At 41.8% G+C, this 26,758-nt stretch carries 24 protein-coding genes and 1 pseudogene; 9 read left to right on the forward strand and 16 right to left on the reverse strand.

Annotation, left to right across the window (positions count from 1 at the left end):
- Positions 1–42: 42 nt before the first annotated feature.
- Positions 43–492, reverse strand: coding sequence for a response regulator (locus FO440_RS17850; RefSeq protein WP_144249644.1), 450 nt, complete (start codon positions 490–492; stop codon positions 43–45).
- Between the two features lie 114 nt (positions 493–606).
- On the opposite strand from FO440_RS17850, the gene FO440_RS17855 reads away from it, so the two are divergent.
- Positions 607–2,799: a sensor histidine kinase gene (locus FO440_RS17855; protein WP_144249645.1), complete on the forward strand. Its 2,193-nt coding sequence runs from the start codon at positions 607–609 to the stop codon at positions 2,797–2,799.
- Here the strand turns inward: FO440_RS17855 and FO440_RS17860 are convergent, their stop codons facing one another.
- On the reverse strand, positions 2,800–4,557 hold the full coding sequence (locus FO440_RS17860; RefSeq protein ID WP_144249646.1) for an ABC transporter ATP-binding protein: 1,758 nt from the start codon (positions 4,555–4,557) through the stop codon (positions 2,800–2,802).
- On the reverse strand, positions 4,547–6,289 hold the full coding sequence (locus FO440_RS17865; RefSeq protein ID WP_144249647.1) for an ABC transporter ATP-binding protein: 1,743 nt from the start codon (positions 6,287–6,289) through the stop codon (positions 4,547–4,549). Before FO440_RS17865 ends, FO440_RS17860 begins: the two co-directional genes overlap by 11 nt.
- Positions 6,290–6,390: 101 nt before the next feature.
- Between FO440_RS17865 and FO440_RS17870 the strand changes: the two genes are divergently transcribed.
- From FO440_RS17870 to FO440_RS17880, 3 genes and pseudogenes are all read left to right on the forward strand, one after another.
- A complete protein-coding gene (locus tag FO440_RS17870) occupies positions 6,391–6,993 on the forward strand; it encodes a GNAT family N-acetyltransferase (RefSeq protein WP_144249648.1) in 603 nt (200 codons plus the stop codon).
- A 67-nt stretch (positions 6,994–7,060) separates the two neighbouring features.
- Positions 7,061–7,282 (forward strand): annotated as a pseudogene (locus FO440_RS17875) (CDGSH iron-sulfur domain-containing protein); the annotation flags it as partial.
- 94 nt (positions 7,283–7,376) lie between these two features.
- The gene (locus FO440_RS17880) at positions 7,377–8,177 is read left to right on the forward strand and encodes a tRNA pseudouridine synthase A (RefSeq protein ID WP_144249649.1); all 801 of its coding nucleotides are present in this window, start codon (positions 7,377–7,379) and stop codon (positions 8,175–8,177) included.
- Between the two features lie 74 nt (positions 8,178–8,251).
- Here FO440_RS17880 and FO440_RS17885 read toward each other — a convergent pair whose 3' ends face one another.
- Together FO440_RS17885 and FO440_RS17890 are read right to left on the reverse strand one after the other, a co-directional pair.
- Positions 8,252–8,464, reverse strand: a complete 213-nt coding sequence (locus tag FO440_RS17885; protein WP_144249650.1) for a VF530 family protein — start codon at positions 8,462–8,464, stop codon at positions 8,252–8,254.
- Between the two features lie 47 nt (positions 8,465–8,511).
- Positions 8,512–9,171, reverse strand: a complete 660-nt coding sequence (locus FO440_RS17890; protein ID WP_144249651.1) for a bifunctional 4-hydroxy-2-oxoglutarate aldolase/2-dehydro-3-deoxy-phosphogluconate aldolase — start codon at positions 9,169–9,171, stop codon at positions 8,512–8,514.
- A gap of 335 nt (positions 9,172–9,506) precedes the next feature.
- Here FO440_RS17890 and FO440_RS17895 point away from each other — a divergent pair, with 335 nt between their 5' ends.
- Complete coding sequence (locus FO440_RS17895) at positions 9,507–10,520, forward strand: sugar kinase (protein WP_144249652.1); 1,014 nt, start codon at positions 9,507–9,509, stop codon at positions 10,518–10,520.
- Positions 10,521–10,597: 77 nt separating this feature from the next.
- Positions 10,598–11,050, forward strand: coding sequence for a YhcH/YjgK/YiaL family protein (locus FO440_RS17900; RefSeq protein WP_144249653.1), 453 nt, complete (start codon positions 10,598–10,600; stop codon positions 11,048–11,050).
- Between the two features lie 49 nt (positions 11,051–11,099).
- Here the strand turns inward: FO440_RS17900 and uxaC are convergent, their stop codons facing one another.
- From uxaC to FO440_RS17945, 9 genes are all read right to left on the reverse strand, one after another.
- On the reverse strand, positions 11,100–12,506 hold the full coding sequence (gene uxaC / locus FO440_RS17905; RefSeq protein WP_144249654.1) for a glucuronate isomerase: 1,407 nt from the start codon (positions 12,504–12,506) through the stop codon (positions 11,100–11,102).
- A 73-nt stretch (positions 12,507–12,579) separates the two neighbouring features.
- A complete protein-coding gene (locus tag FO440_RS17910; RefSeq protein WP_144249655.1) occupies positions 12,580–13,602 on the reverse strand; it encodes a glycoside hydrolase family 130 protein in 1,023 nt (340 codons plus the stop codon).
- Positions 13,603–13,619: 17 nt separating this feature from the next.
- Positions 13,620–13,838, reverse strand: a complete 219-nt coding sequence (locus FO440_RS17915) for a YidH family protein (protein WP_144249656.1) — start codon at positions 13,836–13,838, stop codon at positions 13,620–13,622.
- A gap of 57 nt (positions 13,839–13,895) precedes the next feature.
- On the reverse strand, positions 13,896–14,666 hold the full coding sequence (locus FO440_RS17920; RefSeq protein WP_144249657.1) for an HAD-IIB family hydrolase: 771 nt from the start codon (positions 14,664–14,666) through the stop codon (positions 13,896–13,898).
- A 10-nt stretch (positions 14,667–14,676) separates the two neighbouring features.
- Positions 14,677–15,696, reverse strand: a complete 1,020-nt coding sequence (locus FO440_RS17925) for a class I fructose-bisphosphate aldolase (protein ID WP_144249658.1) — start codon at positions 15,694–15,696, stop codon at positions 14,677–14,679.
- Positions 15,697–15,813: 117 nt separating this feature from the next.
- On the reverse strand, positions 15,814–18,069 hold the full coding sequence (locus tag FO440_RS17930; RefSeq protein ID WP_144249659.1) for a DUF7133 domain-containing protein: 2,256 nt from the start codon (positions 18,067–18,069) through the stop codon (positions 15,814–15,816).
- Positions 18,070–18,303: 234 nt separating this feature from the next.
- The gene (locus FO440_RS17935) at positions 18,304–18,705 is read right to left on the reverse strand and encodes a c-type cytochrome (RefSeq protein WP_144249660.1); all 402 of its coding nucleotides are present in this window, start codon (positions 18,703–18,705) and stop codon (positions 18,304–18,306) included.
- 1,131 nt (positions 18,706–19,836) lie between these two features.
- The gene (locus tag FO440_RS17940; RefSeq protein ID WP_144249661.1) at positions 19,837–20,718 is read right to left on the reverse strand and encodes a YitT family protein; all 882 of its coding nucleotides are present in this window, start codon (positions 20,716–20,718) and stop codon (positions 19,837–19,839) included.
- Positions 20,719–20,740: 22 nt separating this feature from the next.
- The gene (locus tag FO440_RS17945; RefSeq protein ID WP_222104009.1) at positions 20,741–21,889 is read right to left on the reverse strand and encodes an FG-GAP repeat domain-containing protein; all 1,149 of its coding nucleotides are present in this window, start codon (positions 21,887–21,889) and stop codon (positions 20,741–20,743) included.
- 232 nt (positions 21,890–22,121) lie between these two features.
- Between FO440_RS17945 and FO440_RS17950 the strand changes: the two genes are divergently transcribed.
- The 3 genes from FO440_RS17950 (at position 22,122) to FO440_RS17960 (ending at position 24,736) form a co-directional block, all read left to right on the forward strand.
- Complete coding sequence (locus FO440_RS17950) at positions 22,122–22,577, forward strand: RNA polymerase sigma factor (protein WP_144249663.1); 456 nt, start codon at positions 22,122–22,124, stop codon at positions 22,575–22,577.
- Positions 22,567–23,064: a hypothetical protein gene (locus FO440_RS17955; protein WP_144249664.1), complete on the forward strand. Its 498-nt coding sequence runs from the start codon at positions 22,567–22,569 to the stop codon at positions 23,062–23,064. Before FO440_RS17950 ends, FO440_RS17955 begins: the two co-directional genes overlap by 11 nt.
- A 124-nt stretch (positions 23,065–23,188) precedes the next feature.
- Positions 23,189–24,736 (forward strand): MFS transporter, encoded by a 1,548-nt coding sequence (locus tag FO440_RS17960; protein WP_144249665.1) that lies wholly within the window; start codon positions 23,189–23,191, stop codon positions 24,734–24,736.
- Here FO440_RS17960 and FO440_RS17965 read toward each other — a convergent pair.
- Together FO440_RS17965 and FO440_RS17970 are read right to left on the reverse strand one after the other, a co-directional pair.
- Positions 24,717–25,091 (reverse strand): DUF779 domain-containing protein, encoded by a 375-nt coding sequence (locus FO440_RS17965; RefSeq protein WP_144249666.1) that lies wholly within the window; start codon positions 25,089–25,091, stop codon positions 24,717–24,719. The genes FO440_RS17960 and FO440_RS17965 overlap by 20 nt on opposite strands.
- Before the next feature lie 83 nt (positions 25,092–25,174).
- Complete coding sequence (locus FO440_RS17970) at positions 25,175–26,677, reverse strand: aldehyde dehydrogenase family protein (RefSeq protein WP_144249667.1); 1,503 nt, start codon at positions 26,675–26,677, stop codon at positions 25,175–25,177.
- Positions 26,678–26,758: the final 81 nt, after the last annotated feature.

Below are 26,758 nucleotides of genomic sequence, written 5' to 3' on the forward strand. Positions count from 1 at the left end.
CAATATACGTACCTTTTACCGAATTGATCTTACTATTATAAACTATAAACCAGGTCTGCCTAAGGCATCAAGCGCGGCATTAGCCAATTGTAGTTTATGGGCAAGGTCCTTATTTTCTTTACGGAGATTATAAATTTCGAGCGCGTTTTCGATATACATTTTAAGTTCGTCGTTTTGCCAGGGCTTAACCAAATATTTATAAACCTGGCCGCGGTTAATGGCGTCCATTACTGCGTTTATGTCTGAAAAACCGGTTAACAGTATCCTTATGGTATCCGGGTATACAGGTAAAATAGATTCTAAAAATTCGATCCCTGTAGTGCCCGGCATACGTTGGTCTGTTATAATAACACCTATCTCCTGGCTGTCAAGCACCTTGCGCCCCTCCTTTGCCGAACTGGCGGTAAAGATCTCAAAATCACGCCTGAACGACGCCTTAAAACTGTTAAGATTGTTAATTTCGTCATCAACGTATAATACACCTATTGCCATGATCAAACTTTAACGGTTATTGTATTTTTATATTTTATTTCACAGGATGCATAAATTTTTAATATTCTATGCATTTTTATTTGCTATTATTGGCCGCACCACTGCTTTGTAAAAATGAAAAAAATATTGTTAATCTTAGCTTTCCTGGTACAAAATATTGGCGCGTTTGCATCAAAACCTGATACTTTAGTTATTCGTGACAGCGAGGCGCATTACCTCACCAATCAATATTTCCTTGAATTAGAAGACCCTTACAATACCTTACAAGCGAAAAACGTCATCAATGACAGCCGGTTTCACAGCATAAGTTCGTCGTTTCCGCGCCTTAAATATTCTAAATCTGTTACTTGGTTAAAGTTTACTATAAAAAACAACACCAGCAGGCAATACCTGCCAATAACTATCAGTAAAAGTATAATTGACGAGTTTGACATTTATTATATAGAATCAACAGCGGATACCGCGGATCATAGATTATTATTAAATCACCTTTCATCTACCGATCCACGGTTTAATTCAAATCTTTTAACTCAAAGCATCACGTTGATCAATGTGCCGCTTGCGTTAAATTCAACACAGACATTTTATGCACGGATAAAGAGTAACGCATCGTCGGTCATCCCGATCGAGATAAATAGTGCCGATCAATTTACGCGAAAGCGGAATGCCGATATCATGATAAATGGTGCCGTTATTGGCATGTTCATCATTATGGCGCTGTATAACCTCATGCTGTTTATAAGCGTTGGCGACAGAAGTTATTTATTCTACGTTATTTATATCATATTCCTTGGCTCTACGCAATCGTTGATCCTCGGCATCGGCAGTAATTTGTTTCCAAATGACCTTAAAACATTAAACAATTATATTACACCGTTACTAAGGATCTGCTTTGGCTATTCTTTACTGTTATTCGCCGGCGAATTTTTACAATTCCGTCAAAACCTTAACAGATATTATAAATTTTACTTGTTGCTGTATGTATTATATGGCTTACCGGTAATAGCAGTAATTGCCGGATTACCACATATAGCTTATACATTAATAACTATTTCTGCCCTGGTAACTTGCATAACTCTGTTGTTCCTGGTTTCAATCCTCTATTCGCGCGGATTTAAACCGGCAAAATTTTTCATTTTAGGCTGGGGACTGTTTTTAATATCCCTTGTAATTTCAATTACACGTAATGGCGGTGTGGTGCCGTATAATCATTTCACACTTAATGTGTTGTTATACAGCTCACTGATAGAGTTAATACTTTTCTCCGTAGCCTTGGCGGACAAGATAAATTTTTACAGGCAGCAAAATACCGAGTCACAACTGGCAGCTCTGGCTATTGCTAAAGAGAACGAACGTCTGATAACCGAACAGAATATATTTTTAGAAAATAAGGTAAAAGAGCGCACGCAAGAACTGATCCAAACCAACCAAAATTTATCCATCACGATAGATAACCTTAAATCGGCACAGGTACAGTTGATAGAAACGGAAAAAATGGCCTCTTTAGGTTTGCTTACCGCGGGTGTGGCACATGAGATAAATAACCCCATAAATTTTGTAAGCGCCAATATTAAACCGCTGCGTTTAGATTTTAACGAGATTTTCAGCCTTTTAAAAAAATACGAAACCGCAGCTAACAATGCCGAAACCGCCGGTTTACTGGTAGAAGCCAACGACTACAAGAATAAAATAGATGCCGATTTTGTTAAGGACGAAATACTTACTTTGTTGGATGGTATAGAAGACGGCGCTTCCCGCACTGCAGAAATAGTGCAAAGCTTGCGCACCTTTAGCCGGTTGGACGAGCTGGTATTATTGCCCACCAACATCAACACTGCCATATTGAGCACCCTAGTGATATTAAGAAGCGCCATCCCCTATTACATCGAGATAAAACCTATACTGGATAAATTAGCGCCGCTAAACTGCTATCCGGGTAAAATAAACCAGGTACTGCTAAACCTGATCAGTAACAGCATACAAGCTATCAAGGCCAAAGAAACACATCTTAACGAGTGTATTACGATATATACGCATGACCATCCGGATTATATTACCATTGAAATTACAGATACAGGCATAGGCATGACACACCAGGTAAGGCAACGCATATTTGAACCTTTTTTCACTACAAAAAACGTAGGCGAAGGAACAGGTCTCGGGCTGTCAATTGTATTTGGTATTATTGAAAAACATAATGGTAATATCAATGTGCAATCGGCAGCAGGCAAGGGATCGACATTTAAAATTACTTTGCCCAAAAACCTGGCCGATACCGTTACCAAACCTGATGAGCCTGCCGAATAATTAACTTACACGTTTGCCTTTAAGCAACATATTCACAGCATCATCTAAAGAGCCGGCCCTGCCAACTTCGCCCGAGTTTACAAAATAGATCTCGTCGGCATTCTCAATGGTATTTAAACGGTGTGCAATAATTACCCGTGTAGTATGTGCCGGCAAATTATTCAGGATATCGCCCAATAATTTTTCGGTAATGGTATCGATATTGGCCGTAGCCTCATCCAGTATCAAAAGATCAGGGTTACGTAAAACAGCCCTCATAAAAGCTATTAGTTGTTTTTGACCTAAGCTGATGCTATCTCCGCCTGATGATACAGTTGTATCCAACCCGTTATCAAATATGGCCAGCAAACTACCTAAGTTAGCATCGGCAATTACCTGTTCCATTTGTTCGGTAGTATGGTCTTTGTAAAGCGGGTTCCCATATAAAATATTGTCACGCACGGTACCGGTAAACAAAAATGGCTCCTGCAAAATAAAGCCTATTTTTTGCGAGCGTTCATCGTCGTCATAACTCCTTATATCCTTTCCGTTCAATAAAACCGTTCCTTTATTAGGATCATACAATCTTGCTATTAATGAAGCAGTTGTGGTTTTACCGCCACCTGTAGGGCCAACCAATGCGTAAGTTTTGCCGCGCTCCATTTTAAAGCTTACGTTGTGTAAGATCTCATGATCATTAGCATAACCAAAATGTACATTTTTAAACTCTAATAATGTGGCTGATGATTCGGCTTTAGTATCCGCAACACTTATAAGATTTGTCTCCAAACCTAATATCTGCGAAATCCTGTCCCAGGCAGCCATAGCGGTCTGGAAGTTTGCCCACAATGCCGCCAGTTGCCTTAACGGATTATAGAACAAGGTAACATATGACAGATAGGCAATAAGCAAACCGATGGAAAAACCATTGCCTATCATGTAAATACCATACACCAATACCGTTAACTGTGCTACGCTTGAAAAGAAGCTGTAAACCGGCATAAAAACGTTATTGGCCAGACCGGCGCTTATGGCGGTTTTATAATTTTGCCGGTTGGCATCGTCAAAACGCTTCCTGAAATAATCGCGGCGGTTAAAGGCTATAATTACCTTAAAATTGTTCAAACTTTCCTGTATCTCGGCACTCATACCGCCCACGCTCTTTAAATTCCTTGCGTTTGTTCTTTTAACCCAGGGCGATACAATGGTGGTAAAGATCAATATCAGCACCATAGGCGCAATAGCTGCCAAACCTAATTGTATATGAATGATCAAAAGGAAAATACCCGCGCCGGTCATGGTGGCTATACTACCAATAAACTGCACTAATGACTGCGAGAAAAACTGGTTCAGTTTATCCGTATCATTATTTACGCGCGATATCAGGTCACCCGCCTTGTTCTGGTTAAAAAAATCAACAGGTAACAGCTGCAGCTTATTAAAAATTGCGTTGCGTAGAGTAAACAACATGCGTTGCCCTACCCCGCCCATTAATTTTGTTTGCGCGTAACTGGTCCCCAATGCCACCAGGTACATGGCCAATAATATGCCTGACGATACCAGCACGCCATGATATTGCTTCTGCTGCACGTAGGTGTCGATAGTATGGCCGATAATAAGCGGCCCTAACAGGTTAAGCGTAGAGTTTACCAGGATAGCCACTGTGGCTAACAGCAAAGTAGGTTTCTCGTTCGAGATCAGCTGCAGCAGTTTTTTAAGTGCCGATAAGTTTGATGTTTTTTCGGCCTGCTCTGATAATTTGTTCAAATTATAATTCATAATTGCTGGTGCTTTGTTGTGAATTAAAAATTTGTACATACTCCGGGCTGCTATCCATTAAATGACTGTGCGAGCCGCTGGCTACTATTTCGCCCTGCATCAATAAAACAACCTGGTCATAATGTTCAATAGCCGCTATTTTTTGTGTTACCGAAACCAATGTTATTTCGGGATAGTTGTTTTGCACGTTGGCCAGGATATTCTTTTCAGTATTGGCATCAACACGGGCTGTAAAATCATCAAGCAATAATACTTTTGGATTAACCGCCAAAGCCCTTGCCAGCATGATGCGCTGCTTTTGCCCGCCCGACAGGCTTGATCCCCGTTCAGAAACTATGGTATTCAATCCCTCGGGCAAACTGTCAATAAAATCTTTCAGTTCGGCGGTATCTATCGCTTTTTGTAATGATTCGTTGGTTACGGTATCGCTAAACGCTATGTTCTCACGAATACTCATGTTAAAAATTATACTGTCCTGGAAAACAAAGCCCACCTGGCTATGAAACGCCTCGCTGTTATAGCTGGCCAGATCTTTACCATCAAACTTTATCGTTCCGCTATCGGCATTAATAAGACCCGTAAGCAAATAAAGCAGTTGGGTTTTACCGGCAGCCGTTGGCCCCAATATGGCTATTTTTGACCCTGCTGCTATGTTGAGCGATATATCTTTAAGTGCAGGCTTTTGTCCATAAGTCAGCGTAACATTTTTTAACTCAATATCGCCTTTTATAGTGTCTGTTATAATGCCGCTATCTTCCATATCGGGCGCGTCAAGTATAACACTGATCCTGGTGTATGATGCCGTTGCCTGGGCAATGATATTACTCATGAAACCTATTACCAGTATCGGGAAGATGAGCATAGACAGGTAGCTGTTAAAAGCAGCGAAATCGCCCAAAGTCATGCTGCCGGAAATTACATAGTGCCCACCCAACGCCAATATGGTAAGCGCCGACAAGTTTGCTGTAAACGTAATGATAGGGATCAGCCCGGCAAACATCCTTAAAATAGAAAGGCCAAAATCGCGCGCTTTGGTGTTCGCCTCTAAAAACTTCATAGTTTCAAGCGTTTGCGAATTGATAACCCGTATCAGCGCAGCGCCCAAAATACTCTCGTTGATGATCTTGTTTAACCAATCAATAACCTGGCGGCTTTCAACAAACAAGGCCCGCACCTTTTTCAGTACATAAAAAAACGTACCGCCTATTATGGGGATAATGGCGATAACAGTTAACGCCAGCCGCCAGTTAATAGTAAGTAACAAAATACTTGCACCAACAATAATAAATACGGATGACGCTATAGATACGATAGCCTGTGATACAAAGAGTTTTATCGAATCTGTATCGGCAGTTAAATTGGTAAGCAATTTAGATGGATTGGCTTTTTCAATAAAAGCATGGCTTTGCCGCGAGATCTTATCAGAAAGGCGGGTGCGCAGATCGCGAGCTACACGCTCTGACGCGTAGGTTTGAATAATGCTCTGCAAATAAGCAAAGATAAAAATGAGCACCACCGCGCCGCTAAACTGCGTAATGATGTGTTTAACATTAAAATTTTTATGCGTGTAGGCATCAATGCCTGTGGCTATAATTTTAGGCAGTAAAAGGTTAATACCATTACTGAATAAAGCAAACAGCATAAGCAAGGCAACCAACCCGAGGTAAGGCTTCAGGATGCTAAAAATACCCGGCGGCTTTTTTTGATCTATTTGATGTTTTTCTGGCGGCATGTATGTTTATTTGTCAAAGATTGTGCAATTGTTTCAATTATCAATAACCATATGACGATTGTTGCAATAAAACATTTTAACATTTTTTAAAAATTCAACAAATGGCTTTAAACTTTAATAAAACGGCAGAATATACGTTAGAAGATGAGAGCGTGTTATTAAGGCCGCTGCAAATAACCGATGTGCTTAACCTTTTAAACATTTCTGTTAATGAGCCTGAAACCTGGGATTATTCATCAAAATCTGCCGCAGGCGAAGAAGCTTTGAAAGCCTATATTGAAGAAGCATTGGTTGCCCGCGGTGCGGGTACCGAGTACCCTTTTATTGTATATGATAAAAAGAATAATGCCTATGCCGGCAGCACACGTTTTTATGATATCCAGGTAAATAATGGCGCTTTGCAGTTGGGTTACACCTGGTACGGCAAAGATTTCAGGGGAACAGGTTTAAATAAACATTGCAAGTTTTTGCTATTACAGTTCGCTTTTGAAACTTTAGGTGCAGAACGAGTTGAGTTCAGGGCCGACAACCGGAACCAGCGTAGCATTGCCGCCATGAAAAGCATAGGCTGTACGGTTGAAGGCGTTATCAGGAGCCATATGCCCCTGCGCGATGGTAGTCGCCGTGATTCCATTATACTAAGCATCCTGAAAGACGAATGGTACAACACTGTAAAACAGAACCTTAGCAACAAACTAAGATAGTTTCTGAATAACAGATAGTCAGTAAATGGCTTGCGCTTTAAATTATATTTGTTGAAACATAATTTATATAATGAGCACAAAACTTACCATTAATAACAACGGATCTGTAAAGATTGAAGGCGATTTTGAAATAGTTGATATGCAAGGCAACAACTACGGCCTGCAAGGCCGTACAGTAGTGTCTATCTGCCGCTGCGGCCTGTCGGCCAATAAACCATTTTGCGATGGTTCGCACAGGGGACATTTTGAGCACGAGGCCATAGCATTTGATTTGCCACCAAGAAAGTTTAACACCACTCCCAACCCTCCCCTAAGGGAGGGCTTTATCGTAATTTATAAACCGTATATTTAAAGCCTCCCCTTGGGGGAGATTAGAGGGGTTTATGCGCTACTTTATCCACATTGGTTATCATGGTACTAAATACAGTGGCTGGCAAAAGCACCCGGGAGTATTGAATGTACAGGAAGTACTGGAAACCGCGCTAAGCAGTCTGCTGAAAACGCCGGTCGCCATTGTTGGTTGCGGCCGTACCGACGCGCAGGTACATGCCAGCCAATTCTTTTTCCATATGGATGTGGAGAAGGAATGGGACTTCGATCTGTTCTTTCGCCTCAATAAGGTACTGCCTGATGATATCGCAGTGTTTGATATTATCCCGATGGAGGGACTGCCCCACGCGCGTTTCGATGCCATCCAACGGTCTTACGATTACTTTATCCATACCTATAAAGACCCGTTTTTAAGCGAGTTTAGCGCGTTGTACTTAGAGATAAACTGGGATCTTGACAAAATGAAAGCGGCGGTCGCCCTGCTACCGCTGTATAACGATTATCGCGGTTTCTGCAAAAGCCCGGACCGTAATGATCATACCATCTGCAACGTAACCACAGCCGCTTTATATGTAGATGAGCGTGGCGACAAGCTGCGTTTTCAGATCTCGGCCAATAGGTTTCTAAGCAAGATGATCAGGATCATCATGGGCCGGTTGTTAGACATTGGCCGTGGTAAAATGAGTGTTGATGAATTTGAATCTTATCTCATCAGTAAAGAAACACCTGCTGTGATCATTCCCGCTTATCCGCAAGGGCTGTATTTGTCGAAGGTTACTTATCCTTATTTAGAGCTGGAGCCCAGAAGCATTTTTGCTTTACTAAAAGATGAAGATAGCTGGCAATTGGTCTGAACTATGATTTATAGGATTGAAGGATTTTAGGACGAAGCGAAATCCAATAATCTTTGCATCTTAAAAATCTTAGTCTATTTACCCTTTAAATACAACTCTTCAACCTTCTTTCTTGCCCAATCAGTCTTGCGTAAGAACTTCAGGCTTGATTTGATACTTGGGTCCTCCAGAAAGCAATTGATACGGATACGATACCCCAATTCCGGCCAGCCATATTTGGCCACCAGTTCGGTAAGGATGCTTTCAAGCGTTTTGCCGTGCAGCGGGTTGTTGGGTTGATCGGTCATATATGTTCTCCATAGCGATGGGTTTAAAACCCATCGCTATAATGTTATTATCTGCTTTCTTTTACTATGGTTATAGCCTGTTTAGTTGCCTCGGTTAAAGCTGCGTATTGTTTGCCTTCCATCACTGCGTTACTGATCAACTGGCTTCCCATACCTACTGCACAAACACCGGCTTTAAACCATCCGCCTATGCTTTCCTTTGTGAGCTCTACCCCACCCGTCGGCATAAATAACAGGTCAGGGAACAAGGTTTTGATACTTGATAAAAAGGCAGGCCCTAACATATTGCCCGGAAACAGCTTGATGATCTTAGCGCCCAATTGCTCGGCTTTGATGATCTCGGATGGTGTCATACAACCGGGTAGCCAAAGGGTATTGTTTTTATCAGCTACTGCTATTGCGTCTTCCACTAAACCGGGACTAATAATGTAGTCGGCACCGGCATCTATAAAAGCCTGTGCGCTTGCTCCATCTTTTATGGTACCGATACCCAGGTACATTCCGCTTAGTTCTGTATCGCAAACCCGGCGCAGCCTGGCAAAGTTCTTCAGTGCTGCCTCGCCCCGGTTGGTATATTCAATTGTTTTAATGCCGGCCGCATAAAGCGCATGTAAAATATGCACGCTAACCTCTTCATCCTTATTAAAATATAGGGGCAAGATCCCTTGCTCGGGGATCAGTTTTAAAATCGCGGCTTTCTTATCCATTTACCAAACAATTGGGTAGTAAATGTAGAAAAGAATATTCAAAACCATGAAGTGGTATCATAATATTAACGCAAACGATGGCGTCAGTACAAGAACTCACCCGACCAACGCTTTGCTCGGTCACCCTCTCTTCCGCAAGCGGAAAAGAGGGTTATGAAAAAAAAAAGCCCTCTTTCTGCCAAAGGCAAAGAGAGGGCGGTCCAGCGAAGCGCAGACCGGGTGAGTCGCCGCAAACGATGGCGTGCATTTCACTATAAAACCTTTCTTAATTAGTTTGCTTTAATGTACTTTTGGTTACCACAGTAAAAACAAACCAAATAAACAGTCAATTATCAATGCCAAAAAAAGTTGTCACACTCGGAGAAATAATGATGCGGTTATCGACCCCTGATCATAAAAGATTTGTGCAAACTGAAAGCTTTGATATTACCTATGGCGGCGGCGAGGCTAATGTTGCCGCGGCGCTTTGTAACTATGGTTTAAATGGTGTGTTCATTACCAAAGTGCCCGATAATGCTTTGGGGCAATCAGCTATCAACCATCTACGCCGATATGGTGTCGACACGCAATTTATAGCCCGTGGCGGCAAACGTTTGGGCCTTTATTTTTTAGAGCCGGGTGCTTCTATGCGGGCCTCGCAGGTTATATATGACCGTGCGGGCTCATCGATAACTGACGCTGACGCAAGCGAGTTTGACTTCGATAAAATATTTGAGGGTGCTGACTGGTTCCATACATCAGGGATCACACCTGCAATAAGTGATAAAGGTACCGCGCTAACATTAGCTGCATTAAAAGCAGCCAAAGCAAAAGGTATTACCACCAGTCTTGATTTAAATTACCGTAAAAAGCTATGGACGGCAGACAAGGCGCGAGAGGTACTGACCCAGCTTTGCCAGTATGTAGATATGTGCATAGGCCCCGATGCCACGCTTGGTTTCCATATTGGAGATACAGACGTTAACCTGACTGATTTAAAGCCGAAAGACTATAAAACCGTATTTGGACATATGAGAGAAAAATACGGATTCAAATATATTGCATCGGGCCTGCGCGAAAGCCACAGCGCTTCTGACAACCGGATCAGCGCTGTGATATACGATGGCAGTACCCTTTATCAAACTAAACAATACGATGTGCGCATAGTAGACAGGGTTGGCGCGGGCGACTCGTTTGCCAGCGGGCTGATCTATGGATTGATCACAGGAATGAACGCTGCCGATGCAGCTGAATTTGGCGTAGCAGCATCTGCATTAAAACATACTATCCCGGGGGATATGAACCATGCCACCTTAAGCGAAGTTGAAGAACTGGTTAAAGGTAACGGCTCAGGCAAAATACAGAGATAAATTAGTGAATGGCTAATAGTTAGTGGTGAATCACAATTAACTATTAGCCATTTACTACTCACCACTAACAACTCACAATGATAATAGACACACTTACCAATGCCGAACGTTATTACGGCTTGCATAAAAACTTCAAGACCGCATTTGAGTATTTAACCGCGGCCAACCTTTTGGCTTTAGAAAATGGCGTCATTGATATCGCTGATGGCGTAAAAGTGATCGTATCTGAAGATCCGGGGAAAACAGTAGAAAGCACACTACAAAAATTTGAATGCCATAACCAAAATATCGACATACAGCTTTGTATCCGGGGGCATGAAACTATGGGTTGGAAACCCCGTGCCGATTGTAAACAGGTAGTAAGCGAATACAATGATGAAAAAGACTTTATGTTTTACAGTGACAAGCCGGACACTTACTTTTCATTAAAGGGCGGCCAATTTGTGGTCTTTTTTCCCGAGGATGTACATGCCCCAATGATTGGTGATGGGTTGATCAAAAAATTGGTAGTGAAGGTGCGGATTAATTAACAAATAACATCCATGTAGAGACGCAAAGTATTTCGTCTCTACATTTAATCTATTCATAAAAGCCGAAATATTCCCTGGCATTATAATAACAGATATCCTGCACTATCTTGCCTGTCCATTCAATATCATTTGGCAGCTCACCATTCTCAATATCGGTTGCTAAAAGATTGCACAGTATCCTGCGGAAGTATTCATGCCTCGGGAATGACATAAAGCTACGAGAATCTGTAAGCATGCCAACCAGACGACTTAGTAATCCAATATTTGATAGCGAATTTAACTGATCTATCATCCCATTTTTTTGATCCATAAACCACCATCCTGATCCAAATTGAATCTTACCTGCTACTGAACCATCGTTGAAATTACCGGTCATGGCAGCAAAAAGGTCGTTATTTACCGGGTTATTGTTATAGATTATGGTTTTCGCCAGGCGATTATCAGTATCCAATCTGTCCAAGAACTTAGAGAGACTTTTTCCTTGTGTAAAATCCCCTATCGAATCCCAGCCGGTATCGGGTCCTAAGGTAGCCAGGCCACGGGTATTGTTATTGCGCAACGCACCTAAATGATATTGCTGTACCCATCCTTTTTCATGATCCCATAACGCAAATTGGTAAAGCAGCGCAGATTTAAATTTCAAATTCTCATCGGCCGTTATAACGGTATGGTTTCTTATTTTAACAAAGATGTCTTTGATCTCTTGTTCTGTATAATCAGCGGCGTAAATATGGTCAAGCCCATGGTCGGACAGTTTACTGCCATTTGCTGCAAAATAATCATGGCGGCTTTTAAGCGCATGCAGGTAACTGTCAATAGCTGTGATCTTCATATCTGCCACTGTTTCAAGCTGATCGATATACCCATTTAAAGTTTGCAGGTTATCTGCGTTCATTGCCTTGTCAGGCCTGAAAGATGGCAATACTTTTACCCCGAAATCATCTTGCCTTATTTTTTGGTGATGTACCAGGCTATCAAGTGGATCGTCTGTTGTTCCAACAACTTCAACCTTAAACTTTTTTAGCAAGTTTCGCACACTATATTCCGGCGATTGCAGTTTCTCAGAACATTCATCATAGATCTTTTTAGCTGTTGCCGGCGATAAGATCTCGGTAATCCCGAAGTAACGTTGCAATTCTAAATGTGTCCAATGGTAAAGCGGATTACGTAAGGTATAAGGTACGGTAGCAGCCCACTTTTCAAACTTTTCCCAATCACTTTTATCACCTGTAATATATGCTTCATTTACGCCGTTTGCCCGCATGGCACGCCATTTATAATGATCGCCATTTAGCCAGATACGGGTAAGGTTAGCAAATTGTTTATCCCCGGCAATTTCATCAGGCGGCAAGTGACAATGGTAGTCAATGATCGGCATTGATCTGGCATAGTCGTGATATAATTTTTGAGCGGTCTTGCTTTCCAGTAAAAAGTCGTCGTCAAGAAAATTCTTCATCGTTGGGTAAATAATTTGCAGAGAACAATTATACTTTTTATAACCTGCTTTACCAACTCAAAAAAGACACAAACTATGCTATCGTTTGCGGAGAGGCATACGATAATAATTCTTTAACCAACGCTTGCAAACTTACTGATGCACAAGCCACAATATCATCGCCGGCACCATAATAAATGTACAAAGTGTTGTCAAACAAAGCGGTCCCGGTGGGGAAACAAACATTATCTACATCGCCTGCCAGTTCATATTCCTGGTCAGGTTTAAATAATGGATAAGGCAGCCTTGCTAATTCTTTTTTAGGATCATCCAGATCAAACAGTGCAACGCAGGCAGAATATTCATATCCTCCATCAAAATACTGTACTCCGTGATAAATTACCAGCCAGCCATGCGGAGTTTCAACCGGCGGACAACCGCCACCTACATAGTTGATCTCATGCTGATATTTAGGTGTCAGTAAAATATTGTCGCTTAAATGGGTAAAATAATCTTTCCAGAAATCGGCAGTTAAATCATCTAAACTATCTACAGCAACAAGTTGAATATCAGGTTTGATCCTGTGTAAAAAAGTGAGTTTGCCATTTATCCTTCGGGGAAAGAAAACAACATCTTTGTCCATTAGTATGGTATCGGGCGCGTTATAATCTTTACGGTAACGCTCAATAATACTTGTATTGGTTTTTGCGAACTCATCAAACTCATTGCAAGTTAATTTAGGTACGATGATGCCCTGTTTTTCAAAACTTTTCAGGTCTGTTGATGTCGCTAATGCTCCGAGCGCGTCATTGCCATCAAAAGCGATGTACGAAAGATAATAGGTATCACCTATCTTAACTATTCGCGGGTCTTCCATGCCATGCTGCTCATAGTCAAATTGCGGCGATATCAGCGAATGGGTTAAGCGTTCCGCAATTTTTAGCGGTCCGTCCAATCTGCAGTAACCTATGGTAGAGTAATTTCCTTTACGTACCGCGCGGTAAAACAAGTGTACGGCATCGCCTTCTTTTATTACAGCAGGGTTTAAAACGCCTTCATTTTCAAATTCAAGATCTGTAGTAGTAAGGATAATTCCTTCTTTTTTTACCGTTATCATTTAGATGGCGTAAAGGCTTAACTTGACTTTTTAGATGTGACTACAATTACAATACCACCAATTAGTAATACCCCACCCAGGTAAGGCGGCCAGTTAACCGTCTTTTCACGGTCGGCTGATATTTGGATAGGGCCGGCATCAATTACTTTTTCTTTTTTGGTATAAGTAAACCCGATCCATACAATCATTACTATGCCAAGTACAATCAATACAACTCCAATTAGTTTAGTGCTCATAATATATGTTTCTATACTAATGGAATAATTGATTAATTGTTTAAACTATCTGAGTAATTAAAAAGCATTATCATACTTACCTTTTTTATCCAAGCAGGCTATAATACCCTGAACAACGCGTTTGGTTTCATTTGGGTCTTTTATACAAACCGAGGCCACACCGGCTTCTTTCGCCGGATAATCGTTACCGCCGGGGAATATGGCATCACCAATAAATATCATTTCGCGCTTGCGGATGTTTAAGATCTCTTTCAGCTTTTTAATTCCGTAAGCTTTGTCAATACCCGGTTTAGTGATATCCACCGATGTTGCACCACCTAAATTCACTGAAAACTCGGGGATGGTTTTACTAAGTGCGGCCTGTATTTTTTTACGTTTGGCAAAACCGGGGTCCCACCCTTTTTTTTCCTTTAATGGTGCTTGTTGGCCCAATGCCGAGTAGGTGATCTGGCTGCCCCTGTCTTCAATTTGCTCGCCCCAGGTTTTCTCCGGTTTAAAGCCCTGTTCCTCAACTGCAGCGTTTAATGAACTGATGATCTTCTTTTTTTCAGCATCAGTAAAATCCTCTGAATACAATTTTTTCCAGCCTGATTTATACTGATAAAATTTAGTACCACAGGTTGGCAATATCGAAAGGTTTTTAAAAGCTTTCTTGTTGGATAAATGAGACAACACCTGCTTTTCAAACTGGGGCCAATCGCCACCGGATATGATAGCTACTTTGGCAACATCAATTAAAGCATTCAGAATCTTTATCATTTCTCCGTCAATGGCTGCCTTACTTTCTGCAAGTGTGCCATCAAGGTCAAATACAATCAGCTTTTTCATATCATTAAGTTTATTGATCAAGATCGACACTATATTGCCCTGCACGAGCGGCACTATCCATGCTCGCCCTGAAATAAAGCATATCCTGTGCGGCTTTTACATTTTCTTCTTTACCCTTCCATAGCTCTAAAGTTGGCTGCTGTAAAGCGCGCGAAAACGAAAACGTAAGCGGCCATGGCAGTTTGCTTTCAAACTTTGCATGCATAGCCTGCAAGTGCGCTGTTGCTTCCTGTGGCGATTGCCCGCCTGATAAAAACGCCACACCCGCAACTTCTTTAGGCACAACCGATAAAAGGCAATTAACTGTAGCGGCTGCCACTTCATCTGTGCTGTTTTGTATCGTGCAATCTTTACCGGCAATTACCATATTGGGTTTTAATATCAATCCCGGCAGGTATACATCATGTGCATTTAATTGTTCAAACAATTCTTTAATAGCTTGCTGGGTGACTTCGTAGCAACGTTCAATGGTATGGTCGCCATCCATCAAAACTTCGGGTTCAACTATGGGTACAATATCGTCGTCCTGGCATAGGCGGGCATATTTAGCCAGCGATTCGGCATTTGCCTTGATATTAGCAGGGGTAGGCAAACCTTTTCCAATTGTGATCACAGCCCGCCATTTTGCAAAACGCGCGCCCAGGCCGTAGTAATTATTCAGGCGCAGGTCCAGGCCATCTAAGCCATTGGTGATCTTTTCCTCCGGCGAACCCGGCATATCAATCGTCCCTTCATCTACTTTTATACCGGGGATAATATTTTGATGCTTCAATACATCAACAAATAAAACCTTATCATCCGTCGACTGGTAGATGGTTTCATCAAACAATATTGCCCCGCTAATATATTCCCCTAATCCGGGTGTCGTCACAATTAATTGGCGATAGAGCCTGCGATATTCTTCTGTTTGCGGGATACCGACCTTTTCAAAACGTTTGTTACAGGTTGGCAAGCTTTCGTCCATTGCTATCAGGCCCCTTTCGCCTGCCATCAATACTGTTGCTGTGTGTTTAAGTTCTTCGAGATTCATATTAGACATTATAATAGCTAAACAACAAATGTTACAATTAATTGTGTTTAATTTTAAAGTCATAAAAAAGGGGATCAACCTATTAGTTGATCCCCTTTTCATCATTTAATCATTACCCTAATTCCTTCTGAGAACAGGCTTTGTAGCTTCAAGCTCCGGCATTTTATAGCTCGTAGTTCTGCCAACTGTAGCATCCCTAACTTTTTGAACATCCTCAGGCAATACAATGTTTCCTTTATTACCAAAGTCACTTCGGATATAACTTAACACCGATGCTATATAATTGTTATCATTGCCACCTAACGCAGGCATCGCATCATTATAAGTAGTACCCCTTATCGGCCCGTTTAGGCCGTACAGCAAAATACGGATGATCCTTTCAGGCGACCCGGCATTTACATCAGGGTTTCCGGCCAAAGCAGGTGCTGTCAAAGCCGCACCACCTGTATGAATACCTTTTGCATCAGTTCCATGACAGGTAAAGCATAGCTGCTTAAAAATAATTGCGCCTTGTGCAACCAATTTTGCGCCTTGCTCGCTCATGGCTTTTTGTCTTGCCAATTGCTCTGCACGTGCCCTGATCTTATTTTCATAAGTTCTTTGCGATGATTTAAGCACAGGATCATCCGGATAATCTTTGATCAGCCCGGCAATGATATCTTTCGATTTGTCAGAATTTACAAAACGCATAGTCAATAGCAATTGTAAACGTACATCTGCGCTTGGGTCGTTGCTCATTTTAGCTAACAGGTTTATTGCCTCGCTGTCCTTTTTCATAAAGTCCTCACCTATCCAAACAGTAGTTTTACGTACCTCGGCATCTTTATCTTTTAAGGCAGTAGCAAATGTTTCGGCATCCATCGCATCTAAACCATTCAGAGTCCATAATGCATGGATACGTGCCAATTGTCCACCATTTACAGCCAAAGCCTTTAAAGTCGGAACTACAGATTTATCACCTCTTACAACCAAAAGCTTTTGAGCATTATCTCTCCACCATCCATTTTGGCTATTTAAATGATCAACCAATTGCGCGCTGGTTTCTTCCAGCATGTGTGGTTTTTCTTTTGATAATTTATAATCGTCATGCACCAGGCGGAAAATGCGGCCGCGACCTATGTTATTCTGCAAGCCTTTTTGCTGAATTTTTGGACGCAGGTAGCTATCGGCTTTTGTCCATTCACTTTCCTGAATAATGCCGTGGTACATATCCACAATGTACATACAACCATCAGGACCTGTTATGGTATTCACCGGCCTGAAATTTAAATCTGTCGACGCCAGGAACTCTGATTGATCATAAGCATTTTTAAGGGTGATCTTACCATTGGTGTTGGTTACCTTACTTCTGCGGATCAAACGGCCCACCGGTTCACAAATAAACAGGTCGCCGCGCATATCCGCAGGCAATTTGTCGCCTCTGAATATTGACTGTCCATTACTTGCTGTAAAGTGATTAAGCGTACTATCCTTTAAACGCAATCTGCCGAAACCGCCTTGTACGTCGGGCGTGGTTACAATAGGCCATACCGGAACGAAACTCTCGTCGTAACGGTCGCCAAAATCAAATTGTCCGTAATGGATATTTTGCTGGTATAGGTAAGCAGGGTCTTCGCCACCTGCCGATGAATAAAACATCCTGCCATAATCATCGTTTGCCAATCCCCATTGTCCTGCCGAGCCTTCAACCAGCGTATCAGGTATCACATGATCACCTTTAAGGGTATATCTAACCGGATCGTAAGTCAAATACATCCTGTTGTCCAGGTTCCAGATCAAACCGCTTTTTTGGTGCTCAAGGTTATTGGTATTGTTACCATTATTTTCATAAGCCAGCCAATGTTTATCGGCTACGCCGTCGCCGTTGGTATCCTGGAAACAGTAAACGCTGTTTGTCCAGGTTTGGCTCACCAGCAAACGGCCATGATCAAGCGGTTGTAAGGTACGCGGCAACATCAGGCTATCGGCAAATACGGTCATTTTATCCATTACACCGTCGCCGTTAGTGTCTTCCAATAATTTTATCTTGCAGATCTTATTACGTTCGCCGGTGCCGTTAACATCAAGCATGTAGGTGTTTAATTCGGCAACATACATACGAGCGTCACCATCCCATGCAATGGCTACGGGCTGGCTAACCATTGGCTCGCTTGCCACCAGTTGTAAATGGTAACCGGGCGGTACATAAATATGCTTCATTTCCTCTATAGGAGATTTCGGCGTGGGGTCGGGATGCATATCCACCAGTATCCTGCCTGACGCGTCGCGCTGAACGGGGTATGGCGTTACAGTCTTTTGTACCGATTTACAGGTGTAAAACAGTACAGCAGATGCACTGATCACACCTAAAAGCCATTTGTAATTTTTTCTCATAATTAAGGTTTAATATTCTTTTCAGTAAATATTTAAAACATGGCATAGCCAGCAATCCACTCGGCCTGATTTAAAGCCTTGTGCATCAGCAAGCAATTATATAAAAGTATGTTTAGGTTATAATTGGTATAATCTTAAAAGCCGGGATAGTAATCTATATAAATATTTGATTGCTATACCGGCTTTATGCTTTTGGGTACGATCAGATCTGTACCCAAGATCTATATGCTTATATTATTTAAGCGATAAAATGTATTGTATCATTTTTTTAACGTCTGCCGGTGGCACAGAAGGGTGTGGCGCCATCGGTACTTCGCCCCAAACACCGCTACCACCTGCTATTACTTTTTTAGATAACAGGTCATAATTTGCTGCAGTAGCAGGATATTTTTTGGCTACGTCTTTATAAGCAGGGCCTACCAATTTAACATCAACTTTATGGCAGCTTAAGCAATCGTTTTTTGCTAATAATTGTTTTCCTTCTTCAAGCGTAGCAGCGCTTGGCTTAGCAGATGATACAGTAGTCTTTTTAACAACTGTAGTTTTTTTTGTGGTTTTTACCGTTGTTTGCGCAAATGACGTACTTACAGCAAACATTGCAACAACAAGGGTAGTTAAAATAGTAATCCTCTTCATGATGGTATTAGTGTGTAATTAATTGATTTATTATCCTGTACGACTTATTATTAATTAAGAGGTTTAACCAGGCGCTCAACAACGCATTAGCTTTTCTAACTAATAAATGGTATCGAAAACAAAGTTAATTAATATGACTTCAAAAGCAATAGCCGCATGTCTGCTTTGGCCGCTAAGTAGCCTGAATGAAGTTATTAAAACTGCTTTAGAATCTAAGTAAATGCATTTTTGAAGCTAAAAAACCACTTTTTTGCTTAATAGGATTGATTCTAAATTTCAAATAAATCATACAGGGCGATATTTGTAGTGTATTTGTTACGCTAAGTACCTCTGTAATGCAACAAAAAAGGGGGATAGCGCCTGCTATCCCCCTTTTTATAAACAGGGTATAAATACCCGGTTATTTAGTTTGCTCTTCTTGACTCAGCTTTTTTTGCCTGGTAAGCCAAAGGAACAATAATTGCTGCTAACAATGCGACTACTTCTAATACTACTAACATGGTGTTTTGGGTTTTAAAACTTAATGATTAACTACTTGATTTCTTTACAGGAAGCAAATTTTATAATTCTGATTTACATCCTTTCGTACTGCCTGCGTCACAAAATATGCCATAAAATTTCCGGGGCATTTCATCAAAAGAAAGTCATTTTTTGAAATCATGTTATTAAAAAAATCATTTATAAATGTCAGATTTTAACCAAATAATATTTGCCTTTTAAAGTTGGTTTATAAAAAAAGAGGCGCTTAGAAAATGAAAAAATATTTTTTTGATAAAAAAACAGAATCAGGCTAAAAAAACGCTGACAAATGCAAAAATTGATGTTTTAAGAGCGCTAGAATCGCCAAAATCAGTCAAAAATTGTTTTTGGGATAGAAAATATCTTCATTTTTTAGCTTTTGACCAAAAAAACCCCAACCAAATGCCCTTTCATCGCATCCTTAATAAAATGAAAAAAAAATTCACGCCATTTTGACACAAGACTGACACGACTGCCAAATACTGACAAATAATCCGAAAAAAGAGTTGATTTTGTTGAAAATAACGGCTCATCAGTAAAAACAAGGTACAGAAACCACAAAATCAGGCTATGCCAAACTTCGTTGTGAAAACAGTAGTAAAATACCTGGATTTAATGATCAAGCGCGCGGCGTTTAATTAATCCGCCTTTAACTTCGGATACTGAGTTGGTAACGATAAATGCCGTAGGATCTATTTGTTGCACCCGGGCAACCAGCCGCTGCACCTCGAGCCTGGTTATTACGGTCACAATAATATCCACCTGTTTTTCGCCAATTTCTGTTTTACCAAAACCACGTTCGCCTTTGTAGATAGTAACGCCCCGGTGCAGGTGCCGCATAATGACATGCTTGATCAGTTCGCTTTTTGGGGACACTATAGTGACAGACGTAAATTCATCAAAACCCTGTACAATGTAATTGATGGTTTGTGTAGCCGCAAGATAGGTCAATATAGAGTACAATGCCGACTCTATCCCCAGAAAAAAAGCCGCTACACCGAATATAAATATATTGATAACCAATATGATCTGCCCGATAGATAAGGGTGAACGCGGATTGATATAAACAGCCAGCAACTCAGTTCCGTCAATCACGCTGCCACCGCGCATAGCCAAACCTATACCCGTCCCCAGGAAGAACCCACCAAACACAGCCGTAAGTAATTTATCATGTGTAACCATCGGGAAATTAACCAGGTACAATACAATGGATAAAAGCACAATAGCGATAGTTGTTTTAAACGCAAACAGCTTATCCACCCGTTTATAACCCAACCAAATAAACGGAACATTGATCACCAAAATAAGCACAGATATGGGCCAGCCGATAAGCGAACTGATTAACAGCGAGATCCCGGTAACGCCACCATCAATAAATTCATTGGGGATCAAAAATCCTTTTAAACCAAAGGCGGCACTGGCTATGCCTACCGCTATCATTATTATACGTGTAATTTCTATTCGTCTATAGGCTTGTTTCCTGGTTATAGTCATAAAGTTTTAGTGCTGGTAATACTTAACGGATATTTTCAAAGTAGAATATACCCTTTTTATTTGAAATCACAATATCTTTCAGTTTATCCCTATTCATATCCTGTACTACCACATGCAGGCCCACGCCCGAATCATTATCTATTTTATGCGGCACAAAATAAGGTGGTTTACCCGGGGTATATTCAAACCAATACAAAACAGCCGGTTCATGCGATCCGGGATCCGTGTCGGTATCGTTATGCGCAAACCAGCGTTTACCGGTAATTATATCCGGATGGCCGTCATTATTGATATCTGTTAATGCTACGCCATGCGTTTCAGAAAACGATTTGTCAATTTCATGCCGGTTCCATGATATATTACCCTGTATATCCTTTACCTGTTCATACCACCAAATACCATATTTATGTGCAGACGCGCTGATGATATCATTCAATCCGTCGCCGTTAACATCCAGCACATACATCTCAGAACAGTCGTCGCCAAAATCAGCCGGGTGAAAAATCCAATTAGGTTGTTTCCTGTCAGCCGGGGCTTCCCACCAGCCACCTTTTATGATCACATCATTACGCCCATCCTTATTTATATCACCCAAACCAAGACCGTGCGAGTACCGGTCAGTTCCCGGAGCATCTACAGCACTTATAGGATACCTTGTCCAGGTAGTATCTCCTTTTTTTGTCGGAGGGCTTAACCAAACTATTTGTTTGGCATTGATATCGGCACATAAGATATCTACACGCCCGTCGCCGTCTACATCCACAAAGTTTGGCGACTCGTTCCCTACCCCTACATTGTCCATTATGGCATGTTTTTTCCAGAACCCGCTTTTGTTTTTAGGATTTTCGTACCATGCTGCTGGTGTACCCGGGTAACCTACTACTACCAGGTCTATCCAGCCGTCCTGGTTAACGTCTATGCTGTAATTTAAAAACGATGTGCTGTATTCCGTACCTGGGTTTAAGGGTTTCGCCGGCGAAATCTCATGTCGTTTCCAATCAGGTGCTTCAAACCAGCAGGTTCCCGCCAAAATATCTAATTTACCATCGTGGTTAACATCACCAACGGCTACACCTTCTGATATAAAATCATTGGTTATAACGTGCTTTTTAAAATGCGTTGTTGATTGCCCTTGGGCATAATTAGCTAATAATACGGCTAATAGTGCCAAAAATGATCTAATATTATTGTGTACCATAACCAAATTATTTTATAGTCGTAAAAAGTGTTTTGTAGTGCAGGTTAGCCGGGATGTAAAGCTCAACATGAATAATTAAGTTGTTGTTTTTCACCCACGTTGGTTATTACGCTTAAAGAACCGTTTAAAGTTCGGCAAAGTTTACATATTTTTAAATTTGTAAGCCATATAACATACAGGCTGATTATTTGGACAAGAAATAATTATGGTGAAACCGGAAAACGCAATATTGCAAACCAAATCATTAAGCATGCATAATCTTTATGATGCTTATGCAGGGATGCTGTTGGGGTATATTTTTGAAATTGTAAAAGATAAGGCGCTGGCCGAAGAATACCTGGTAAAGACATTCAGCGCGATACACAGTAATTTTGATAAAATAAGCTGGGGCGAAACCAGTAACTGGTGCCAGTTGCAAAGTTTTGCCAAAAAGGAATTAATTGCCTTTAACAAATCAGCCGGGTTAACGAAACCGGCCGGCACGCTGCCCAACAGGTACCTTGACCTGATGAGCGAAGAACAAAAACTGGTATTTTGTAATATTTACTACTGTAAAAAAACTACTATTGAACTTGCCAAAGAATTAAATAAGCCGGAAGCTTTGGTAAAAAAATTATTAAAAGAGGCATTTGCCATTATTAGGGACAGACATGAAGATTAGGGAGTATATAGAGAGCGGGGTGTTAGAGTCCTATGTGTTAGGCGCAGCTTCTGATGAGGAAGTTCAAGAGCTAATGCAATTAAAAAAACAGTACCCGGAAATACAGGACGCGTTATTTGAGTTGGAAACCGACCTGGAACGTGTTGCACAATATATGGCAATTACGCCGCCGCCGGGAATATTTACAAAAATTGAAGACGAGATAAATTCGCTTAAATACAGGGAAGAAACTGTACCCAAATTAAAAAGGCGCGATGCGGGCAAGAGCAAATTTGACAGAACGCCGGGCAGTCAATTTATTGAAGTGGAATCTGAGAGCAGCCACATGCGCGTGCATAAAGCCTGGAAATGGATATTTATTGCCGTGTTTGCGCTCAGTAAAATATTTTTAATAGGCTTTATTTATTATTACTTAACCAACCGCCAGGCACAGGATCAGATCCAGGATCTAAAGATTCAGCTTAAACAATACCGTACGGTTAAATAACCGGTTATATCAAATATTTATCATAAAAGCGGATAGCCTGTGGTTAACCGCTTTTTTAGTTTTAACTTGCTGATAGTATTTCAGAAATAGTTAAACCCATTTAATACCAACCCGTTAACTTATTATGGCAACAGTAGCGTTACGCAGTACCGCGGGTAAATGGATCATGGTTTCAACCATCCTGGCTTCGGCTATGGCGTTTATTGATGCTACCGCTTTAAACGTTGTTTTGCCTTCACTTCAAAAAAACTTAAAGGCTACCGGTGCCGATCTGTTCTGGATACTAAATGCTTACCTGTTAATGCTGGCTTCGCTTATTTTAATAGGTGGCGCCATGGGCGATAAACTGGGCCGTAAAAAAATCTTCATGGCCGGCATTTTTATTTTTATTATAGGTTCTGCAGCCTGCGGGTTATCTGCCAGCGTTATTTTATTGGTGATCTTCAGGGTTGTGCAGGGTATCGGCGGCGCTTTAATGATACCGGGCAGTTTATCCCTTATATCATCATCTATTAATGCTAAAGAACGCGGCAAGGCTATCGGCACATGGTCGGCATTTACCACCGTGGTCACTATGGGCGGGCCGGTACTGGGCGGTGCTTTGGCCGATGCCGGTTTATGGCGCTACATCTTTTTTATTAATGTACCAATTGGTGTAGCTGCTTTATTAATGCTTGCCTTTAAAGTAAAAGAGATAAAAGATGAAGACAACAAAGCCGGACTTGATTTCCCCGGAGCGATAACCATTGCTTTAGGTCTCGCGCTGATAACCTTTGGATTTTTACGCGTACCGGCGGTTGGTCTGCATCATATACAGGCTTATGGATCCTTGGCAGCCGGGATGCTTTTCTTAATAGTTTTTATCCTGATAGAGGTAAAAAGCCCAAACCCAATGATGCCGCTTAAGTTGTTTAAAAATTCCACGTTTAGTGGAGCTAACCTGCTTACGTTTTTCCTGTATGCCGGTTTAGGCGCAGGCATGTTGTTCTTATCGCTTAACCTGGTGCAGGTACAAGGTTATAGCCAATTACAATCCGGATTAACGTTTTTGCCGTTTACAGTACTAATGGTAACTATTGCACGATTTGCAGGCAGCTTAGCCGATAAGCACGGGCCGCGTTTGTTTTTAATTGCAGGGCCCGCGATAGCAGGCTCGGGCTTACTTATTTTGTCGTTCATTAAACAAACTACCGGGCCATCAGCTTATTGGACCACCTTTTTCCCCGGAGTATTGGTGTTAGGCTTGGGGATGTCATTTACTGTAGCACCACTAACCGCCGCGGTAATGGGTTCGGTAAGCGATCATTTTTCAGGCACAGCATCGGGAATTAATAATGCCATGACAAGGATAGCAAGCGTTTTTGCTAATGCGATATTTGGCGCATTGGCTGTGTTGTTCTTCTCGGGCGCGTTACAAAAACAGATCAGCACAATACCGTTGAATGCAAAGGACCGGCAAACGGTAATGCAGCAAGCTTCCGATCTGGGTAATGCCAGAGTACCGGCAACGATCAACGCCGCCTATAAAGCGGTTATTGAAAAAGCATATCATACTGGCTTTATCAGCGCTTACAGCAATATTATGCGGATCTCGGCAGCATTAGGTTTTTTGGGTGCGCTGATGGCACTGATCTTTATCAGGAATAAAACACTTAGTCCGCCAGGTAAGTAACAGGTTCAAGTTGCGGTAATTCATCATCAGTAAATAAACGCGACCGGATCATAAATCTATAGCCGGTTGGAATCTCGATAGAAAAGCTTGACCCGCGACCTTTGGTAATATCAACAGTAAGTTGCGTATGCTGCCAGTATTCAAATTGATCATTGCTCATCCAAAACTCGCAACCGTCAATTTCGCCTAATTTGACGTCACTACCACCCAGCTTAAAATCGCCTTTTTCAAAACACATAGGCGACGAACCATCGCAGCAACCGCCACTTTGATGAAACATCAATTCGCCAAACCTGGCTTTCAGATCGGCCACCATAGCCGAAGCTTGGGGTGTTATCAAAACTCGCTTTATCATTTTATCGCTTTTAAAAATAAAGGCACACCTGCAAGGTACGAATACCCTGCAGTATGTGCCCGACTAAACCAAAAGTCTGTTTCTTAAAAAAAGCCTAATTTATTTTTATCGTATGATATCAGCATGTTTTTGGTTTGGCGGTAATGGCCCAGCATCATTTTATGATTCTCGCGGCCAAAACCTGATTTTTTATACCCGCCAAACGGCGCGTGGGCCGGGTAAGCATGGTAATTATTAACCCAAACCCTGCCGGCCAAAATAGCCCGCGGCACCTGGTAAAGCTCGTGTGCGTCCCTCGTCCATACGCCCGCGCCTAAACCATAAAGTGTATCATTTGCTATCGCGATAGCCTCTTCTGTAGTTTTAAAAGTGGTAACGCATGCTACAGGGCCAAAAATCTCTTCCTGGAAAATGCGCATTTTATTATTTCCCTTAAAAATAGTAGGCTGGATATAAAAACCACCTTCAAGGTCGCCATCCATCTTTTTAATGTCGCCGCCGCACAAAACTTCGGCTCCTTCTTCTTTACCTATGTGCAGGTATGACTGGATCTTTTCGTACTGGTCATTCGATGCCTGCGCACCCATCATGGTAGTGCCATCTAACGGGTGGCCCATTTTAATGGCATTGGTACGCTCAATAACCCGCGACATAAACTTGTCGTAAATATTTTCATGTACCAAAATGCGCGACGGGCAGGTACAGACCTCGCCCTGGTTCAATGCAAATAACACCGCGCCTTCAATGGCTTTATCAAAAAATGCATCGTCCGCGTCGGCTACCGATTCAAAAAAGATATTGGGCGATTTACCGCCCAGTTCCATAGTAACCGGGATCAGATTTTCTGAAGCGTACTGCATTATTAAACGCCCGGTGGTGGTTTCGCCTGTAAACGACACCTTGGCAATGCGTGGCGATGAAGCCAGCGGTTTACCTGCTTCCGGACCAAAACCGGTAATGATATTTAATACACCCGCAGGTAAAATATCACCGATCAGTTCCATTAATACCATGATAGATGTAGGGGTTTGTTCGGCTGGTTTTACTACACAGCAGTTACCCGCTGCTAATGCCGGTGCAATCTTCCAGGAAGCCATCAGCAATGGGAAATTCCATGGGATGATCTGTCCTACTACGCCCAACGGCTCATTAAGGCATATACTTACCGTGTTTTCATCATGTTCTGATATCCCGCCTTCTTCGGCCCTGATAACACCCGCGAAATATCGGAAATGATCTATTACCAGCGGCAGATCGGCCGCACGGGTTTCGCGGATAGCTTTACCGTTGTCAATAGCTTCAACAACAGCAAGGTATTCTAAATTCAATTCAATAACATCTGCTATCTTATTAAGCAAACCAGCTCGGTAAGCCGCCGACGTTTTACCCCATGACGGAAAAGCAGCGTGCGCCGCATCTAAAGCCAACTCAACATCTTCCTTGCCTGATCGTGCCGCTTTGGTAAATACTTTACCATCAATAGGCGATACGTTATCAAAATATTCGCCCTTTACGGGTGCGGTAAATTTACCGCCAATAAAATTCTCGTACTTCTCCTTAAAAGAAGGTTTTGAAGCTATGCTCATAATTCTTTAGTGTTTAAATGGTAATACTAAGGTATGTGGCCGCCGCTATTGACAATTTGCATTATGTTGCCAATAAGTAGC

The organism is Mucilaginibacter corticis (assembly GCF_007558865.1).
Lineage (GTDB): Bacteria > Bacteroidota > Bacteroidia > Sphingobacteriales > Sphingobacteriaceae > Mucilaginibacter > Mucilaginibacter corticis.

Coding starts and splice junctions, on each gene's coding strand:
- FO440_RS17850 (WP_144249644.1), bottom strand. CDS start 492: ATGGCAATAGGTGTATTATACGTTGATGACGAAATTAACAATCTTAAC.
- FO440_RS17855 (WP_144249645.1), top strand. CDS start 607: ATGAAAAAAATATTGTTAATCTTAGCTTTCCTGGTACAAAATATTGGC.
- FO440_RS17860 (WP_144249646.1), bottom strand. CDS start 4,557: ATGAATTATAATTTGAACAAATTATCAGAGCAGGCCGAAAAAACATCA.
- FO440_RS17865 (WP_144249647.1), bottom strand. CDS start 6,289: ATGCCGCCAGAAAAACATCAAATAGATCAAAAAAAGCCGCCGGGTATT.
- FO440_RS17870 (WP_144249648.1), top strand. CDS start 6,391: ATGGCTTTAAACTTTAATAAAACGGCAGAATATACGTTAGAAGATGAG.
- FO440_RS17880 (WP_144249649.1), top strand. CDS start 7,377: ATGCGCTACTTTATCCACATTGGTTATCATGGTACTAAATACAGTGGC.
- FO440_RS17885 (WP_144249650.1), bottom strand. CDS start 8,464: ATGACCGATCAACCCAACAACCCGCTGCACGGCAAAACGCTTGAAAGC.
- FO440_RS17890 (WP_144249651.1), bottom strand. CDS start 9,171: ATGGATAAGAAAGCCGCGATTTTAAAACTGATCCCCGAGCAAGGGATC.
- FO440_RS17895 (WP_144249652.1), top strand. CDS start 9,507: ATGCCAAAAAAAGTTGTCACACTCGGAGAAATAATGATGCGGTTATCG.
- FO440_RS17900 (WP_144249653.1), top strand. CDS start 10,598: ATGATAATAGACACACTTACCAATGCCGAACGTTATTACGGCTTGCAT.
- uxaC (WP_144249654.1), bottom strand. CDS start 12,506: ATGAAGAATTTTCTTGACGACGACTTTTTACTGGAAAGCAAGACCGCT.
- FO440_RS17910 (WP_144249655.1), bottom strand. CDS start 13,602: ATGATAACGGTAAAAAAAGAAGGAATTATCCTTACTACTACAGATCTT.
- FO440_RS17915 (WP_144249656.1), bottom strand. CDS start 13,838: ATGAGCACTAAACTAATTGGAGTTGTATTGATTGTACTTGGCATAGTA.
- FO440_RS17920 (WP_144249657.1), bottom strand. CDS start 14,666: ATGAAAAAGCTGATTGTATTTGACCTTGATGGCACACTTGCAGAAAGT.
- FO440_RS17925 (WP_144249658.1), bottom strand. CDS start 15,696: ATGAATCTCGAAGAACTTAAACACACAGCAACAGTATTGATGGCAGGC.
- FO440_RS17930 (WP_144249659.1), bottom strand. CDS start 18,069: ATGAGAAAAAATTACAAATGGCTTTTAGGTGTGATCAGTGCATCTGCT.
- FO440_RS17935 (WP_144249660.1), bottom strand. CDS start 18,705: ATGAAGAGGATTACTATTTTAACTACCCTTGTTGTTGCAATGTTTGCT.
- FO440_RS17940 (WP_144249661.1), bottom strand. CDS start 20,718: ATGACTATAACCAGGAAACAAGCCTATAGACGAATAGAAATTACACGT.
- FO440_RS17950 (WP_144249663.1), top strand. CDS start 22,122: ATGGTGAAACCGGAAAACGCAATATTGCAAACCAAATCATTAAGCATG.
- FO440_RS17955 (WP_144249664.1), top strand. CDS start 22,567: ATGAAGATTAGGGAGTATATAGAGAGCGGGGTGTTAGAGTCCTATGTG.
- FO440_RS17960 (WP_144249665.1), top strand. CDS start 23,189: ATGGCAACAGTAGCGTTACGCAGTACCGCGGGTAAATGGATCATGGTT.
- FO440_RS17965 (WP_144249666.1), bottom strand. CDS start 25,091: ATGATAAAGCGAGTTTTGATAACACCCCAAGCTTCGGCTATGGTGGCC.
- FO440_RS17970 (WP_144249667.1), bottom strand. CDS start 26,677: ATGAGCATAGCTTCAAAACCTTCTTTTAAGGAGAAGTACGAGAATTTT.